This is a genomic window from Fusobacterium sp. (genome assembly GCF_032477075.1).
Classification (GTDB): domain Bacteria; phylum Fusobacteriota; class Fusobacteriia; order Fusobacteriales; family Fusobacteriaceae; genus Fusobacterium_A.
This window is the reverse complement of record NZ_JAWDXO010000002.1, coordinates 38,591-55,240: the sequence shown is the minus strand read 5'-3', so window position 1 is coordinate 55,240 and position 16,650 is coordinate 38,591. Positions and strand designations below refer to the sequence as shown.

Sequence of the window (16,650 nt, the reverse complement as noted above, 5' to 3'; positions counted from 1 at the left end):
TTTTTAAAATAAAATTTCATGTATAGTAAGTTCAGATTCTCCCTCTCTCAATTCATTTAATTGAGGAACAAGTGTAGTAAAATGCGAAGTTTTCATATGTTTATCTAAAACTTCCATATTCTCCCATTTTTCTATAAAGGCAAGAACATTTTTATTATTTGTGTCTTGTATCATTTCATAAAAAATATTTCCATTTTCTTTTCTTGTCTCTTCTGCCAGTTTTTTTGCTATTTCTAAATATTTATCAATATTTTCTTCAGGTACAATAGATTTTGCATATACAATTATCATAATATTTCTCCTTTAGTTGATCAAATTTAATATATATACTGTATCAGGTATTTAAAATTATTACAAATTAAAATAAAAACTTTTTGGATTGGAAATATAGATACCACATACTGTGCTCAAGGGAGACATAGCAAAATTATTAGTGAGTGATGCTCCTGTTTTTTCTCCATCAATGATTTCAAAAATAATTTTTTTAATGGAATGATCTGGAATTGATGAATACCCTATTGCAGGTCTGATATTTGATATCCAGATATTTTCTTCTTTCAGATAAGCTTCTAAAAATTCAGAAGCTGCTTCTGCAATTCTTGTAAGAAGGATATTTTCCATTATACACATATAATTATCTTGAGTGAATAAAGAACTAGTTACTGAAATAACAAAAGCTCCTATAAAATCTTCTTTATTGAAAAAATCACTTATTCCAATATTTTTATTTTTGCTCTTTCCCCTTATGAAAGAGATATTCCAGCTTTTATCTTTATCATTTATTGTTAAAGTATCTGAATTTTTTATACAAGAGAAAATTCCAAATGAACATCTTATTTTTATACTATTTTCTTTCATTTTATTGAAAATATATTTAGCATCATTTAATGTCTGTTCTTCTAAAGGAGTATTTTTAACTTTCATATTATGTAAAAGAAAATTCCAGTTAATATATTTTTCAATTTTTTCGAGAGAAAATTCTATATATTTTTTTCCTAATTGATTAGGAATTATAACTTTTGAGGTAAAATCATCTTTTAAATATCTCTCTTTTTCTAAATTTTCTTTTTTAGTATTTAAATAAATATTGCAGAGTTCTCTGAGTTCTTTTGTTTTTTCTTCCATAAATATTTTTTTATCACTATAGATAAGTTTATTTATTATTGTAAGAGTATCCAAAGCATCTGTAGTATGAAAAGTTCTTTTCTCATATAAAGGTTCCAGTTTAACTGCTGTATGTAATTTTGATGTAGCAGCTCCAGCTATAAGAACAGGAATAGATATTTTATTATCATTTAAAAGAGATAATGTTTTTTCCATTTCCTTTAATGAAGGGCTGATAAGCCCACTCAAGGTAATAATATCCACATTGTTTTTTACAGCTTCTTCTAATATTTTTTCTTTACTTATCATAACTCCTAAATCTATTACTTCATAACCATTACATTTTAAAACTGTTCCAGCAATATTTTTTCCTATATCATGAACATCTCCTTCAACAGTAGCCATAAGAATTTTACCTTTTATTCCTATATCAGCTTTTATTTTCATGTGAGGTCTGAGAATATCTACAGCTTTGTTCATAACACTTGCAGATCTTATAAGTTGTGGAAGATAGAGTTCTCCTTTTTCAAAAAGAATACCTATCTTATCCATGCCTTTCATTAAGATATTTTGTACTATGTCTAAAGGTGTCATATTTTCTAAAGCAACATTTATATCTATATCAAAAGTTGTACTTCCTCCATAGATAAGGGCTTTTTCTATTCTAGTTTTTAAAGATTCAAAATCATTGTTTATTATCTTATTGGCAGGAGAACTTATAATAGAGGTATTTTTTAATTTTGCAGCAAGTTTTAATACAGCCTCAAGAGAATCAGTTTCACCATTTATTAATGTTAAAATGATATTTTTTTCATCAAAAGTCAGTTGAGGGATTTTTTCACTAGGATTCATTATAGCAAAATTCATTCCTTTTTCTTTTGCAATTTCAATAAAAAGAGAATGAATAGCTGCTCTCAATGAGTTATTTCCTCTAAAAGCAAAAGATAAATTACTAAGTCCTCCAGTAATACTACAATATGGAAGATTATTTTTTATCCATTGAACTGTTTTTAAAAAATTTAATCCATTATATCTATCATCTTCACTCCCAGTACCAATAGTAAGTATATTTGGATCAAAAGTTATATCTAGGTCTGAAAATTTTTCTTCTTTTAATAGTTTATATGAACGATTACAGATTTCTATTTTTCTTTCAAAGGATATTCCCTGTCCCTTTTCATCAAAAGCCATAATTACAACAGCAGCACCATATTTTTTTATTATTCTGGCTTTTTTTCTGAAAGATTCTTCTCCCTCTTTTAGAGAAATAGAATTTACTATTGATTTTCCAGCAATATTTTTTAAAGCAGTTTCAATAGTGAGAAAGTCTGATGAATCTATCATTATAGGAATTTTTGAAACTATTGGATCATTTTGTATTATTCTTAGGAATTTTTCCATTTCTTCATGAGGTATCAATAATCCGTCATCAAAATTGATATCTAAAACAGCAGCTCCTTTTTCTATTTGTGAACGGGCTATTTCTAAGGCTTTTATATAGTTTTTTTCCTCAATTAATGTTTTAAATATCTTAGAACCAGCTACATTATTTCTTTCACCAATTACTGTGAATTTATTACTAAAATTATATATTTCATTTCCAGATAAAAAGCATTTATTTTCTTTAGAAATGGCAGGTCTAGGTTCTCTATTTTTTACTAAATCTGCTATTGACTTGATATGTGAGAAATGTGTTCCACAGCATCCTCCAAGAATATTTACCTGTTTTTTATCTACTAATTCTTTTAAATATCCAGCTGTTACTTCAGGAGTTTCCTCATATTCACCATTTTCATTAGGAAGTCCAGCATTTGGATACAGTGAAATATATTTATCTGTAAAAGCAGATATTTTTTTTATCATTGGAATAAGGTCCTTAGCTCCAAAAGAACAATTAAGTCCAAAAGAAATAACTGAAGGTCTATTTAAAGCAACAATTAATGATTCTATACTCTGACCTGAGAAAATTTTTCCCTGCTTGTTTACAGTTGCAGAGATCATAATAGGAAGCTGAATATTTTTCTTTTCAAACAGCTCTTCGGCAGCTATAAGTGCAGTTTTAGCATTCAATCCATCAAATATAGTTTCTATCAATATGCAGTCAGCACCACCATCTATAACACCTTCTATTTGTTCAGAGTATATATTTTTCATTTGATCAAAATTAATTTCTCTTTCATAAGGAATATCTCCAATAGGAAGAGAAAGACTTTTGCTTGTGGGACCAATAGAACCAGCAACATATATTTTTTTTCCAGAAGATTTATAGAAATTATCTGCTATTTCTCTAGCTAATTCAGTACCTTTTTTAGAAAGAGTGTAAGACATATCTTCTATTCCATAATCTTTCAGAGATATTCTGTTGCAATTGAAAGAATTGGTTTCTATAATATCAGCTCCAGCTTTTATGTAACCAGTATGTATTTCTTTAATAATATCAGGTCTAGTAATATTGAGAATTTCATTGCAACCTTTTTTTCCCTGAAAATCGATCTCTGTAAGATTATATTTTTGAATAGCTGTTCCAGTAGCTCCATCTAATATTAGTATTCTCTTTTTTAGTTCATTTATCATTATCTGCTACCTCCAGAAACTTCTCTTATATGTGCTATATTTGCCATTATTTTTTTAGCTGTATCTACTTTATTCATAGTATACAAATGTATTCCATCAATATCAGATGTTATTAAATCTATAATCTGCTCAGTAGCATATGCAGTTCCAGCTTCTTTTAATGCTTGAGTATTATCTTCATATTTATTTAATATTTTTTGAAATTTTTTTGGAATACTGCACCCACACATTGAAGTTATTTTTCTTATTTGTTTTGCATTTGTGACAGGCATTATACCAGCAATTAATGGTATATTTATTTGAAGCTTGTCTAATTTGTCTTTGAAACGATAAAAAGATTCATTGTCAAAGAATATCTGTGAGATAAGAAAGTCAGTTCCAGAGTCTACTTTTGTTTTTAAGTTAAAAAGATCAAGAAGATCATTTGTTTCCTGATGACCTTCTGGGTAATAAGCTCCTCCTATTGAAAAATCTCTTTTTTTCTTTACATATGAAACAAGTTCCTGTGCATATTTAAAATCTCCTTCTTCTATAGGAAATCCATCTTTAGGTTTATCTCCTCTTAAAGCAAGAATATTTTCTATATTATTTTTTCTTAACTGTTCCAATATATCATCAATTTCCCTTTTTTTTGCTCCCAGACATGTAAGATGTGCCAGAGCTTCTATTTTGTAGTTATTTTTGATTTTTGAGGCAATCTCCACTGTCTTTCCTCTGGTAGCACCACCAGCTCCGTATGTGACACTCATGAAGTCAGGTTGTAGTTTTGCAAGTTCATCAATGGAAGAATAAACATCTTCTAAAGAATATACATTGTTTGGTGGAAATACTTCAAAGGATACAATTGTTTTTTTTCTTTTAAATAATTCTGAAATTTTCATTTGTTCATCTCCTGTTTGAATCCAATAAAAAAAGCTTTTTCCACCTGATAGATGAAAAAAGCTTAAAGTCTTAGAATCTAAACCATCTATCAGGAATTAGCACCACACTTAAAGCAGGTTGCTGAGATATCAAAGGGCCTGTCCCTCCATCTCTCTCTATGGATTTAATTATTTTATGAATTGTATCACATTCAAATATTATTGTCAATAGAGTAAAAATAACAAGTTATCTTTTTGTTTTTATACAACAAAGAAAAAATGTGGTATAATTTCTATTGAAGAATACAAAAAAGGAGCAGATATGAGTGGAGTTATCTTAAAAAATATTGAAAAAGTATACCCTAATGGTTTTAAAGCTGTTCATGGGATAGACTTGGAAATAAAATCAGGAGAGTTTATGGTATTAGTGGGTCCTTCTGGTTGTGCTAAATCAACTATGCTGAGAATGATAGCTGGTCTGGAAGATATAACAAGTGGAGAATTATGGATAGAAGGAAAAATGTCAAATGGTCTTCCCCCTAAAGATAGAGGAATAGCTATGGTATTTCAAAATTATGCTCTTTATCCTCATATGTCTGCTTATGAAAATATGGCTTTTGGATTAAAAATGGCAAAATTTCCTAAGAAAGAAATAGATAAAAGAGTAAGAGAAACTGCTGAAAGACTTGAAATAGGTGATATTTTGGATAGAAAACCTAAAGAAATGTCAGGAGGTCAAAAACAAAGAGTAGCATTGGGAAGAGCTATAGTAAGAGAACCAAAAGTATTTCTTTTTGATGAGCCTCTTTCTAATTTAGATGCTAAATTAAGAGTATCTATGAGAGTAAGAATAACACAGCTTCATAAAGAACTTCTCAATGAGGGCAAAAAAACTATAATGGTATACGTGACTCATGATCAGGTAGAGGCAATGACAATGGGGGACAGGATATGTGTACTTAATAAAGGAAAAGTTATGCAGGTAGATACTCCAATGAATATATATAATTCTCCTGTAAATAAATTTGTAGCTGGATTTATAGGTTCACCAACTATGAATATAGTTGAAGGAGAGCTTTTAGAGGAAAATGGAAATATTATAATAAAATTGAGTACTGATACTTATTTAACTTTAAGTAAAGAAATGTATGAAAAATTAAAAAATAATATTGGTGAAAAAGTATGGTTTGGAATAAGACCAGAGAATATAAAAGTGGCAGATGAAAATAATAGAGAAAAAAATAGAATTAAAGGAATTGTCAGTGTAGTAGAAAATATGGGAAATGAAGTGTATATATATTTTAAAATAGGAGAAAAGGAATTCACAGCAAGAGCTTCTACAGATGTAATTGAAAATATTTCATTTGGAAAAAAACTATTTTTTGACTTTAATATGTTAAATATTCATATTTTCCATTATAAAACAGAAAAAAATATATTGAAATAGGAAAAATTTAATTTAATCTCTTTATTTCTTAAAGATTATGAGGTATACTAATATTAGCTATACATCATTATCATTATTCAAAGGGGGAATAATCATGACAAATCAGTATAATAAGGATGGTAAAAAAGAAGGACTATGGGTAAAAACTTATGATAACGGAAGAATTCAGGAAGAAAAAAATTATGTAAATGGAATTAGAGAAGGAGAATATAAATCATATTATATGAATGGTCAGGTAGAAACACATAAATTCTATAAAAATGGAAATATCCATGGAATATATGAAACTTTCTATAGTGATGGAAAATTAAGTTCTAGGCGTACTCTTGTAAATGGAGAAACAATAGGACTTTATGAAGAGTTTTTCCCAAATGGAAAATTAAAAAAATCATCAGAACATACTAGTAACTCTACAACAACAAAAAATATAAAATATTTCCCGAATGGACAAGTGAAACTTGATGTTAATTTTAAAAATGGAGCTATGTATGGTTCTTATAGAGAATATTTTTCAAATGGAGTTCTATATATAGAGTGTAATTATGGAGAAAATGGAAAATTAAATGGTGTTTATAAAGAGTATGATGCAGAAGGAAAATTAGTAAAAGAATGTCATTATTCTAATGGATCTGAACAGTTTAAATAATTTGGAAAAGAAAATAAGTAGCTGCCTGAAGAAAGGATATTTTTACAGGCAGCTTTTTTTATTAAATAGTGATTTCTAATATACTTTTTAAACTTACTTTATTATTTATAATCATATCAAAAGTTATTTTTTTTAAGACTTTTTTTTCAAATTCTTGTATTTGCTCAAATATAGAAAATATCTCATCTTTTTTTATATCTTTCTTAGACATATTTTTCATGACAGTCAATATATTAATATCATTTTGCACAGCAATTATAACATCAAAAAGACTAATTTTATCAATAGTTTTTTTTAAGCAGTATCCTCCAGTAACACCTCTGAAAGGTAAAACTATATTTGCACTTGTCAAAGGTCTCAAAACTTTAAGTACAAATTTATCAGAAAATTCAATGAATTTTCCAATAACTTTTGCAGAGGATACTTCACTTTTTTGAAGTGTAGATAAATATAGAATAGCTTTTATAGCACAATTCGTTTCCTGTGTTATTTTCATTTTTTTACTCCTTTTCTAAATATATTATGCAGCATTATATCATAAAATATAGTTTAATAGAATAGGACTTTAGAAAAAAAGAAATTCTCTATAAGAAATAAATGTTTATCATAAGTAATTTCTATTAATTTAGTTTCTTTTAAAATTAAAATGAAGTTATAACTGTATATTTAAATTTATCCCCTCTAACTATTCGTTCAGTGAACATTATGGGTATTTCGTCTTCAAAAGTAGTTCTTTCTATTTTTATTACTGGCTGAAATCTCATCAGACTAAGGTATCTGGCTATTTCTTCATCAGGAGTGATTGGATAAAAAGTTTCCTCCCCTTTAGAAAATTTTACAGAAAATCTATTTTTTAATATATTACAGAGTGATGAGTTATTTAATTCATCAATATGGAAATAGCCAAATTTTTCCATAGGAAGATAGGTTTTTTCAAAAATAAGAGGGATAGAATCTACAATCCTTAGACGAGTAATTCTATGAACATTACTATTTTCTTTTATTTTTAAAAATTTTGCTATATATTTATCAGCAGGGATTATTTCAAAGGATAAGATTTTAGAGGCAGCATCTTTTCCAAGTTTTTTCATTTCCTCTGTAAAATCATAAAATTTATATAAATCAGGTTTTAATTGCTTTGGGGCAACAAAAGTTCCTTTTCCATGTTTTTTATAAATATATCCCATTTTTTCTAATTGAAAAATAGCTTGCCTCACAGTATCACGACTTAAACAAAATTTATCACAGAGTTCTCTTTCAGATGGCAATTTTTCATATTCTTTAAACTTATTGCATTCTATTTCTGAAAGTAAAAAATTCATTAACTGTCCGTACAATGGCATTTTATTATTTTTATCAAGATCACACATAAAGTTTCCTTCCCCTGAAATTGAATTTATTTATACTATCTGCATTATATAATATATAATCAAGATTAAATAAAAACAATAGATTGAACTTAAAAAGTCTCTTTTATGACTTGAAGTGCCAAAAAAGAGACTTTTAATGTAAAATATTATTTTTTTAGAATTCTCAAAGTTTTTTCAATAGCTTTTAAAGTATAGTCAAGTCTATAGAAACGAGCATTTTCACCCATATGCCCTATTCTAAGTACTTTATTGCTTAAGTAGGAATAAGAATCAGCTATCATTACTTCAAAATTATGAAAAAGATAGTCAGATACTTCTTTGTAATCGTATCCTTCTGGGAGACAGAAAGCAGTTACTGTTGGAGAATAACCGTTTTTTAAATAAAGTTCTAATCCTATGTCCATAAGACGAGTTCTAACATATTCAGCAGCTGTATGGTGTCTTTCTCTAACTTTTTCTATTCCTTCTTTATAAATGTTATCAATTGCAACATCAAAGGCTATTAAATCACTGGCAGGCATTGTATAGGGAAAAAGCTGTTCTTTCACACAATTTTTCCATAAAGATAAATTGCAGTAAAAAGAAGCAATAGGAGTTTTTCTATTCTCAATGGTTGCCCAAGCATCATCACTTACTGTCATTATTGTAATTCCAGAAGGAGCAGAGAAAACTTTTTGAGAACCTCCTAAAGCAATATCAATTCCCCATCCATCCACATCTAATTGTACTCCACCTACAGCAGCAACACTGTCAACTACTGTCATAATTCCTTCAGATTTTAAAATTTTACAAATAATTTCAACATTATTAAGTACTCCAGAAGGGGTATCACAATGAACCATAGTAGCATATTTAAAATCTTTATTTTTTTCAAGAAATATTCTTAATTTATCTATATCAAAAGTATTTTTAACATCAGTTTCAAATAAAGTAACCTCTCCACCATAAGTTTCCACCAGACCTTTGAATCCCTCTCCAAAGATACCATTAGATACAACAAGAACTTTGTCTCCTGGCTCAGTAAGTGAAGCACAGGCAGTATCTAATCCAAGCATACCTTCACCATTCATTATAACAGTTTGAGCTTTTTTAGCTCCAAATAATTTTCCAGTTTTTTTACATAATTTATCATAAAAAACAAAAAAATTAGGATCTAGGTCAGGGTTTCCAAAAAAGTTGCATCTAGCTTTTAAAACATTTTCTCTTACCATTGTAGGTCCAGGGGTCATCATAAGATAGTTAGCTTTATACAATCAATCCACCTCCAAAAATTTAAAACCTCTTTATTTCTTTAATTATATCATAAATTAAATCTTTTTTAAGAGTTTTTTAGATTTTTTCTAGCAACAGAAAGCATAAGTTTTATCCTATTTAGTTGATTGACTTCAGAATAAGCAGGATCATAATCTATAGGAGCTATATTAACATTCTCATACTCTGATCTTAATTTTTTAATCATACCTTTTCCAGTTATATGGTTAGGAAGACATCCAAAAGGTTGTACACAAACGATATTAGGAACATCTTTCTCAATGAACTCTATCATTTCTCCCATAAGAAACCATCCTTCACCAGACTGATTTCCTATTGATATGTACTGAGAAGTTTTTTGAGCAAGGTCTTGTATAGAATCCTCATGTCCAAACCTAGAATTTTTTTGTAAAGCATTATTTAATACTTTTGTATACTGTTCTATTATCCAAAGTGCAGCTTTTAATTTCATTGCTGCAATTTTGCCTTTAAATCTTTCAGTTATAAATATATCACTATATATACAATACTTAACAAAACTCATAAGACTTGAAGTATAAACCTCTCCTCCTTCAGCCTCTATGAATTCAGCTAGATTATTATTAGCGAAAGGGCTGAATTTAACAAGTATTTCTCCAACTATTCCAACTTTTATTTTCTTTTCATCAGATACTTCAATTTTAGAAAAATCATTTACTATTGCATTTATATTATTTTTAAATTGAGAAAACTTACCATTATATATATTTTCTTTGACTTTTTCATTCCATTTTTCATATAATTCAAAAGCACTTCCTTTAATTTTTTCATAGGGACGTACATGATAAAGAAGTTTCATAAGAATATCTCCATATGATACAGCTATCAGGCATTTATGAGCAAAAGGAAGAGTTATAGAGAAACCTTCCTGTTTTTCAAAACCGCTTGCATTTAAAGAAAGAATAGGAATTTTTTCAAAGCCACTGTCTTTTATAGCTTTTTTCAAGAACCCTAAATAATTAGTAGCACGACAGCTTCCACCAGTTTGTGAAATCATAACAGCAGTTTTATCAAGATCATATTTTCCTGATTTTAATGCCGCGATGAGTTCTCCAATAACCAATATAGATGGATAGCAAGCATCATTATTAACATATTGAAGTCCACAATCTAATGCTTCTTGTGTTTCATCCAGTACTTCAAGGTTATATCCTTCAGCTTTGAATGCAGTTTTTAATAATTTAAAATGCATTGGTGCCATTTGTGGAGCAAGGATAGTATATTCTTTTTTCATTTTTTTAGTAAATTGAGCTCGTTTATATTCTATTTTCTTTTTAATAGAAGATCTAAGAGCATTTTTCTTATAGTCTAGAGCAGCTAAAAGGCTTCTTATTCTTATTTTTACAGCTCCAAGGTTACTTATTTCATCTATTTTTAAAAGAGTATGTACCTTTCCATAATTGGCTAATATTTCTTCTACTTGGTCAGTAGTCACTGCATCTATACCACAGCTGAAACTATTTAGTTCTATAAGTTCAAGACACTTGCTTTTTCCTACATAAGCAGCAGCTCTGTATAACCTTGAGTGATATGTCCATTGATCTATTACTCTCAGTTCTTCATCAAGAGAAGCAAGACTGGCAACAGCATCTCCTGTAAGAACAGCTATTCCAAAGGAATTTATTATGTTTGGAATACCATGATGAATTTCTTTGTCACAGTGGTAAGGTCTTCCACAAAGAACTACTCCAGTTTTTCCAGTTTTTTCTAGATCAGCAATTATTTCAAGAGCTTTGTTTCTCATATCTTTTCTAAAGTTATATTTTTCTTCCCATGCAGTATCTACAGCCATTTTAGCTTCAGATTTTGATATTCCAAATCTTTCAAATTCTTCAAAGACAGTCTTATAAAGAACTTCTTTACTTTCAAATGAGAAAAATGGAAGTATTAAATCTATATGTTTTTCTTTTAATATATCCATATTATTATTAATAACTTCTGGATATGACATAACAATTGGACAGTTAAACTGATTAGAAGATTTTTCATCTTCTTTTTCTTCAAATATAACACAAGGATAGAAGATTCTTTTTACACCTTTTTCTATAAGATCCACAATGTGTCCATGAACAAGTTTTGCAGGGTAGCATATAGAATCAGAAGAAATAGTATCAATCCCTTTTTCATATAATTTTTTAGATGAATCATCAGATATAATTACTCTAAATCCAAGATTAGTCAATAATGTAAACCAAAATGGATATGAGTCATAGAAATTTAAGACTCTAGGAATACCGATTTCTCCTCTAGTAGCTTTTGAAGGTTCTAAAGGTATATAGTTAAATAATCTGTTGTATTTATAATCAAACATATTAGGTGCTGTATTTTTCTTCATTTTTCCAAGAGGGTTATCACACCTGTTACCTGATATAAAATTTTCACCATTTTTAAATTTATGGATAGTCAATAAACAATGATTATTACAAAGCTTACATCTAGTAAGATTTGTAGTACAACTGAAATTATTTAACTCATCAAGAGTCATAATAGATGAACTTTCTCCAGCCTGTTCCATTGCTATAAGGGCAGCTCCAAAAGCTCCCATAAGTCCAGCAACATTAGGTCTGATTACATTCCTTTCTGAAACCAATTCAAAAGCTCTCAGTACAGAGTTATTAAGGAAAGTTCCTCCTTGAACAACTATATTTTTTCCTAATTCATCTTTGTTTTTTATTTTTATAACTTTAAAAAGTGTATTTTTGACAACAGAGTAAGAAAGTCCAGCAGAGATATCAGCTACTTCTACTCCATCTTTTTGTGCCTGTTTAACTTTTGAATTCATAAATACAGTACATCTGGTACCAAGGTCAGCTGGAGATTTGGATTCCATTCCTAATCTGGAAAATTCCAGAATATCCATTCCAAGCGAATGAGCAAAAGTTTCAAGGAATGATCCACATCCAGAAGAACAAGCTTCATTTAAAAGAATAGAAGTAATAATACCATCCTGTATTTTCAGACATTTCATATCTTGTCCACCAATATCAAGTATAAAATCAACATCTGGCTGGAAAAATTGTGATCCTTTATAATGTGCCATAGTTTCAACTATACCAATATCTACTCTCAATGCTGCTTTGATTAGAGTTTCTCCATATCCAGTAACACATGAACCTTTAATAATAATATTTTTATTCATTTTTGAATACAGTTCTTTAAGTGTAGCAATAATATTATCAAGTGGATTTCCCTTGTTATGTGAATAATGTGAGAACAATATCTCTTTTTCTTCTGAAATAAGAACTACTTTAATAGTAGTGGAACCTGCATCTATTCCAAGATAAGCATTTCCTTCATATGTACTTAAATCTCTTGTTTCTATTTTTTCTTTTTCATGTCTTTCAAGAAATTCATTCAATTCATCTTCATTTTCAAATAATGGCTGAAGTCTTGAAGTATCAGAAGTATCTTTTTCATTAAGACGCTCTACTTTAGTTTTAAGCTCTTCATAAGAAAATACACTTTCATTTTCTTTAGAAAGAAAAGCAGCACCCTGAGCAACAAAAAGCTGTGAATTTTCAGGAAAAACAACATCTTCAGGAACTAATTTTAATGTATCAATAAATCTATTTCTAAGCTCACTTAAAAAGAAAAGAGGACCTCCTAAAAAAGCCACTTTTCCTGTTATTTTTTTACCACAAGCAAGACCAGTTATAGTTTGGTTAACCACAGCTTGAAATACAGATACGGCTATATTTTCTTTTCTTACTCCCTCGTTGATAAGAGGTTGTATGTCAGTTTTTGCAAACACTCCACATCTGGCAGCTATTGGATAAATAGAATCAAATCCTTTAGCAAGTTCATTAAGACCTGAAGCATCTGTGTCCAAAAGAGTAGCTATCTGATCAATGAAAGCTCCTGTTCCACCAGCACAGCTTCCATTCATTCTTTGATCCATATCATTTTTAAGAAAAGTTATTTTTGCATCTTCCCCTCCAAGTTCAATAGCTACATCAGTTTCTGGAATAAGAGTTTCAATAGATTTTATACAAGCAATAACTTCCTGTACAAAATCTATACCTATCCAAGAAGAGATTCCCATTCCACTGGAACCAGTAATACTTATTTTATATTTAATATCTTTTCCAAAATTATTTTTCATATGTTCTAAAAATTCATCAAACATTTTTTTAGTTGTTTCTCTAACATTAGAAAGATGTCTTTGATAAATTGAATAGATAACATTATCTTTTTCATCAAGACATACTATTTTTATAGTAGTAGAACCAACGTCCATTCCTATATAAAATTCTCTCATAAATTAATCTCCTTATTATTGTTTCTTGAATATAATGTGATTTTTATGAGAAATTGTTAAATCAAAAGAATTCGGGAATCATACCGTTCAAGGATTGTATAAAATGTTAAAATATCTTTTTGCAGATAAATAACAGTATTTATGCAAGGCTCTTCTGTAACAATCTCTGTCATTTCTAAAAAAGCAGGTATGGGATTTTTTAAAGTTTCCCTATCTGCAAGTTCTATTTTGTCTATTTTTATAAAACTATATTCTCTAGTACTTTCTATCTTACCTAAAAGAAGAATATTTTGGGGTAAGTCTTTAAAAGCAGAATGTTTTTCCTGAATATCAAAATTAGAAGTAAAAAACATAAACATAAATGAAATTATAAAATAAAATAATCTCATTCTCATATTTGCCTCCTTGATTAAAATTAAAAAAATTATAAAGTTTCCACGTTAGAATGTACTTTATAAATGACATCTTTCCTTTCTATAATAATTTCTGTATTTTTTTTCAAATAATCAGATTCTCTTATACTATTTAAAAGTTCAAGACTTGGATTAATAGCTCTGGGATGACCAACGCTAAGGAGCATACTGTAATCACCATGAGTATCTCCATAGGCATAACTTTTCATTAAATCAATACTATATTTTTTACAAAACATATCTATAGACTTCATTTTATTTTCTGAATCCCACATTGGAGAAATTTTTCCAGAAAGCATTCCATTTTCAACATGATATATAGAACCACAAAAATCATCAGCATCCCATTTTTTAGCCATTCTGGATACTAAAAAATCTGGACTTCCAGAAATAAAAATAACTTTATGCCCTTGTTCTTTATGCCATTTTATCATGCTTCTTGTGTAAGAATAAACTCTGTTTCCTTTTAATTCTACTACCTGATCTGCCACAAAATCATTATATTCTGTAGAAAGTCCCTTTATAGCATCAACATAAGTCTGTGTAAGACCAAGAAGGTACTTATCATAATCTCCAACTCTTTCATCCCAGAGCTTAAAAGCTTCTTTTACTCTTGTATCGTATTCTCTGAAATCCAACAATTCATATTTTATAAGTTTTTTAAAATGCTCAGTCAGAAGAGAATTTCTATAAATTGTCCCATCAATATCAAAAAATGCTGCAATCATATACATCATCTCCTCATTTTTTATATGAAATTAATTATCCATGTTAAGAAATTATAGTTCAAAAATGAAAAAAAGTCAATTTTTCTCATTGTTTATTGACTAAAATATGGTAAAATTAATATAATAGTATTTTTTGTAAAAAAGGTGTGTGAAATATGAAAAAAATAAAATTGATTTTTATATATTTTTTATTAACAGTGATAATTTTTGCTCAAGAAGGATATATAGCATCTTTTAACACATTAAGACTCGGAAAAAGCCAAAAAGATTATATTTTGATGGCTAAAACTCTTGAGATGTTTGATATAACTGGGCTTATAGAAGTAATGAATATAGAGGGAGTGGAAAAGCTTGTCAACACTTTAAATAAAGTGTCTGGAGAGAAATGGGATTATCATGTTTCACCATATCCAGTAGGAAAAAATAGTTATAAAGAGTATTTTGCTTATATATGGAAAAAAGATAAAGTAAAATTTTTAAAAGAAAGAGGTTTTTACAAAGATATAGAGGATAAATTTGCAAGACCACCTTATGGAGCAGATTTTAAAATAGGAGAATTTGATTTTACTTTTGTTCTTGTTCATTCAGTGTTTGGAAAAAATGAAAGTGCAAGAAGAGCAGAAGCTTTTAAGATGAATGAAGTGTATGATTATTTTCAAAATATGGATTCAGAAGAAAATGATATTATTATTGCTGGAGACTTCAATCTTTCTGGATTTGATGAGTCATTTGAAAAGTTTCTTTCACATTCAGATAAAATAATATATGCTTTGAGCCCAATAATTAAAACAACATTAGGGAAAAAAAGTTTAGCAAATTCCTATGATAATATGTTCTTATCAACAGTACACACTAGGGAATTTACAGGGAAAAGTGGGGCTTTGGATTTTACTCAAGGACAATATAGACTTATGAAAGATAAAATATCAGATCATCTTCCTATATTTATAGTGGTAGAAATATCAGAGGATGATGATTAAAAATAGAGGTAGTAATGAAAATAGCATATGTATTTTTTAATGGACAACTTGAAGGAAGTAAAGAATTTTATACAAAGTTAATAAATAAAAAAAAAGGAGATATTTATTGTGCTGATGGTGGTGCTGTCCATTTAGAAGCTTTAGGGATTTTCCCTTTAGAAATATGGGGAGATCTTGATTCTGTAACAAAGGAAATTACAGAAAAATATCGTAATAATAATGTAATAATAAAAAAATTTCCTAAGAATAAAGATTACACAGATGGAGAACTGATATTGCAGTATATTTCCAAATTAAATTATGATGAAATTTTTATAATTGGAGGACTGGGAGGAAGAATAGATCATTCGCTGACAAATCTGAATCTCATATTTAAATTTAAAAATCTTATATTTGTAACAGAAAAAGAGAAAATATTTTCTATTGAAAAAAAAGCTGAATTAATAGGATTAAAAGGGAAGACAGTTTCTTTTATACCTTTCTCTGAAAAAGTTGAAAAACTTACATTAGAAGGGTTTAAATATCCATTAAATGAATATACACTCCATCAGGGGGATTCCATTTGTATGAGTAATATAGCTGTAGATGATAAATGTAGAGTAACTTTTAATACAGGGAAATTGATGGGGGTAGTATTAAGTGAGTAGAGTAGGATAGGAGGGGTAATATATGCTGAAAACATGGATTGTTATAGGAATATCATTATTAATAATTGCAGTATATTTTGGAATTCTTTTGGCAAGTTCAACAAAAGAATCAGATGATAAATATGTTGTAGGAGTATTGAGAGTTGGATATAAAATATTTGAATATTTTAATAGGAAGAAAAATAATTTAGGAGTATACTTTTCTTATATTATTTTATGGGTGGGATACATGTCACTGAATGGAAGAAAACCTAAACTAAAAAAAGACACAATGAAGTAAAGTATTGACAAAAACATATTGTTGTAGTACAATTTTCGTGAATTTGATATGAG

General features: G+C 28.5%; 14 protein-coding genes and 1 riboswitch. Of the genes, 5 read left to right on the top strand and 9 right to left on the bottom strand.

From position 1 onward, the window contains the following. Positions 1-3: 3 nt before the first annotated feature. The 3 genes from E6771_RS01445 to metF are packed head-to-tail and all read right to left on the bottom strand — an operon-like array spanning position 4 to position 4,559. Positions 4-291: a putative quinol monooxygenase gene (locus E6771_RS01445; protein WP_316089111.1), complete on the bottom strand. Its 288-nt coding sequence runs from the start codon at positions 289-291 to the stop codon at positions 4-6. 60 nt (positions 292-351) lie between these two features. Continuing rightward, a complete protein-coding gene (metH, locus tag E6771_RS01440; RefSeq protein ID WP_316089110.1) occupies positions 352-3,678 on the bottom strand; it encodes a methionine synthase in 3,327 nt (1,108 codons plus the stop codon). After that, positions 3,678-4,559 (bottom strand): methylenetetrahydrofolate reductase [NAD(P)H], encoded by an 882-nt coding sequence (metF, locus tag E6771_RS01435; RefSeq protein WP_316089109.1) that lies wholly within the window; start codon positions 4,557-4,559, stop codon positions 3,678-3,680. The genes metH and metF overlap by 1 nt, the downstream gene beginning before the upstream one ends. A 79-nt stretch (positions 4,560-4,638) precedes the next feature. Continuing rightward, positions 4,639-4,724, bottom strand: a riboswitch (SAM riboswitch). Positions 4,725-4,860: 136 nt separating this feature from the next. On the opposite strand from metF, the gene E6771_RS01430 reads away from it, so the two are divergent. Further along, a complete protein-coding gene (locus E6771_RS01430; protein WP_316089107.1) occupies positions 4,861-5,985 on the top strand; it encodes a sn-glycerol-3-phosphate ABC transporter ATP-binding protein UgpC in 1,125 nt (374 codons plus the stop codon). 94 nt (positions 5,986-6,079) lie between these two features. Beyond that, positions 6,080-6,631, top strand: a complete 552-nt coding sequence (locus E6771_RS01425; RefSeq protein ID WP_316089106.1) for a toxin-antitoxin system YwqK family antitoxin — start codon at positions 6,080-6,082, stop codon at positions 6,629-6,631. 61 nt (positions 6,632-6,692) lie between these two features. Here the strand turns inward: E6771_RS01425 and E6771_RS01420 are convergent, their stop codons facing one another. The 6 genes from E6771_RS01420 to E6771_RS01395 all read right to left on the bottom strand — a co-directional run bounded on the left by E6771_RS01420 (position 6,693) and on the right by E6771_RS01395 (position 14,690). Next, entirely contained in the window at positions 6,693-7,127 is a 435-nt protein-coding gene (locus tag E6771_RS01420) for an RrF2 family transcriptional regulator (RefSeq protein WP_316089105.1), read from the bottom strand. Positions 7,128-7,272: 145 nt separating this feature from the next. Continuing rightward, the gene (locus E6771_RS01415) at positions 7,273-8,001 is read right to left on the bottom strand and encodes a GntR family transcriptional regulator (RefSeq protein WP_316089103.1); all 729 of its coding nucleotides are present in this window, start codon (positions 7,999-8,001) and stop codon (positions 7,273-7,275) included. 146 nt (positions 8,002-8,147) lie between these two features. Beyond that, positions 8,148-9,254 (bottom strand): alanine--glyoxylate aminotransferase family protein, encoded by a 1,107-nt coding sequence (locus E6771_RS01410; protein ID WP_316089102.1) that lies wholly within the window; start codon positions 9,252-9,254, stop codon positions 8,148-8,150. Positions 9,255-9,319: 65 nt separating this feature from the next. Then, positions 9,320-13,549 (bottom strand): acyl-CoA dehydratase activase-related protein, encoded by a 4,230-nt coding sequence (locus tag E6771_RS01405; protein ID WP_316089100.1) that lies wholly within the window; start codon positions 13,547-13,549, stop codon positions 9,320-9,322. A 56-nt stretch (positions 13,550-13,605) separates the two neighbouring features. After that, the gene (locus E6771_RS01400) at positions 13,606-13,944 is read right to left on the bottom strand and encodes a hypothetical protein (protein ID WP_316089098.1); all 339 of its coding nucleotides are present in this window, start codon (positions 13,942-13,944) and stop codon (positions 13,606-13,608) included. 29 nt (positions 13,945-13,973) lie between these two features. Next, positions 13,974-14,690, bottom strand: a complete 717-nt coding sequence (locus E6771_RS01395; RefSeq protein ID WP_316089097.1) for an HAD family hydrolase — start codon at positions 14,688-14,690, stop codon at positions 13,974-13,976. A gap of 155 nt (positions 14,691-14,845) precedes the next feature. Between E6771_RS01395 and E6771_RS01390 the strand changes: the two genes are divergently transcribed. The 3 genes from E6771_RS01390 to E6771_RS01380 are packed head-to-tail and all read left to right on the top strand — an operon-like array spanning position 14,846 to position 16,597. Continuing rightward, a complete protein-coding gene (locus tag E6771_RS01390; RefSeq protein ID WP_316089095.1) occupies positions 14,846-15,670 on the top strand; it encodes an endonuclease/exonuclease/phosphatase family protein in 825 nt (274 codons plus the stop codon). 14 nt (positions 15,671-15,684) lie between these two features. Further along, complete coding sequence (locus E6771_RS01385; RefSeq protein WP_316089094.1) at positions 15,685-16,317, top strand: thiamine diphosphokinase; 633 nt, start codon at positions 15,685-15,687, stop codon at positions 16,315-16,317. Positions 16,318-16,339: 22 nt separating this feature from the next. After that, positions 16,340-16,597: a hypothetical protein gene (locus E6771_RS01380; RefSeq protein WP_316089092.1), complete on the top strand. Its 258-nt coding sequence runs from the start codon at positions 16,340-16,342 to the stop codon at positions 16,595-16,597. Positions 16,598-16,650: the final 53 nt, after the last annotated feature.